This window comes from Candidatus Manganitrophaceae bacterium (assembly GCA_012960925.1).
Taxonomy (GTDB): Bacteria; Nitrospirota; Nitrospiria; order SBBL01; family JAADHI01; genus DUAG01.
The window spans coordinates 322-1,917 of the sequence record DUAG01000063.1; the positions used below are offsets into that span (position 1 = coordinate 322).

Annotated in this window: 1 protein-coding gene; it reads left to right on the plus strand. The window is 52.1% G+C overall.

Annotation, left to right across the window (positions count from 1 at the left end):
• Positions 1-294: 294 nt before the first annotated feature.
• The coding region (ltrA, locus tag EYQ01_10030) for a group II intron reverse transcriptase/maturase (protein ID HIE66121.1) at positions 295-1,596 on the plus strand (1,302 nt) is incomplete at its 3' end.

The window sequence follows — 1,596 nt, forward strand, 5'->3', positions numbered from 1 at the left end:
GAACGACTGGTGAGGGCGATTTGAACCTCTTGGGTGATTTTGACTTTTTTAAGATGGTCAGAGAGGGTGGCACGCGAAGAAGAAGACGCCCGGAACTGGGGAGGCCCTGAGTTCTCCCGCCGCACTAACTACGAGAGCCAAGCGGGTAAGGAGACACAACGAAAAGAAGTGTCGCCTGACGGGATTCAGGGATTCGGATCGATTCATAGTAACCAACGGCAAGGAGAAGTCCCCGAAGCTGGGAAAGGAATCGACACAAAAACGCAGCCTGCACAGGAAACCAGTACCGCAAGAATGGCGGAGAACAACTGGCAAACCTTCCTGCGGGCCATAGCCAAGAAGGCAAGAGAGGTAAAGCATCATCAGTTCGGAGATTTGTATCGATGGCTCAATGAAGAGGTTCTGCGAGTGTGTTTCTATCGATTACGGAAGGACGCAGCAAGCGGAGTAGACGGAGTAAGTTTTCAGGATTATGAAAAGAACCTGGATGCCAATCTGACTGACCTTGTGGGCCGACTGAAACGCAAAGCCTACCGGGCAAAACTGGTGCGACGGAAGTACATCCCCAAGAGTCCTGGAAAACGGAGACCGCTGGGGATTCCAACGCTGGAAGAAAAGCTGCTGCAATCCGCGGTGACGCAAATTCTGATGGCGATATATGAAGAGGACTTTCTGGAGTGTAGCTATGGCTACCGGCCGGGGCGCGGGCCGCATGATGCGGTTCGAGCTTTGACGGACCAACTGCACTGGGGGAAGTACAACTTTGTGGTGGAAGCGGACATTAAGGGATTCTTTGATAACATTCAGCATGACCAGTTACTGGAGATGTTGGAGGAAAGGATCGATGATGGCGCTCTGCTGGGCCTTATCCGCAAATGGTTGCGGGCTGGTATCCTGGAAGAGGATGGGAAAGTGATCCACCCGGAAACGGGTACCCCGCAAGGAGGGATCGTCTCGCCGATGTTGGCCAACGTGTACCTGCACTGTGTCTTGGACCGATGGTTCAAAGCAGGGGTGCAAAGAGAGAATCGGGGTCGTTACAAGTTGTGCCGCTTTGCGGATGACTTCGTAACGTGCTTTGAGTATCGACACGAAGCGGCGGCATTTGAGCGAGCACTGAAGGAAAGGCTGGCCGAGTTTGGACTGGAGGTGGCGGAAGAGAAAACTCAGATGCTGCGATTCGGAAAGAATGGAGGTCACCATAATGGGCGGTTTAATTTTCTTGGCTTTGAATTTCGCTGGGAAAAAGATCGAAAAGGCCGACCGACAGTGAAGCGACGCACGGCGCGAAAGAAATTTCGAGCCGGTGTGCAACGAATGAGGGAATGGATTAAATCCCACCGATCGGTAAAGCTCCCCGAACTGATGAAAATATTGGCGGCCAAACTGCGAGGGACATGGAACTACTATGGCCTGGTTGGTAATGGAAGCAGTTTGAATCAGTTTTACTACGAGACCTGCCGAACGGTGTTTTATTGGCTGAATCGGAGGAGTCAACGCCGGAGTTACACCTGGTCTACCTTCAACCGACTGCGACACCGTTTTAAGATGCCGGAACCAAGGATAATGGAGAAACCGAAACAACAAATGCCTTGC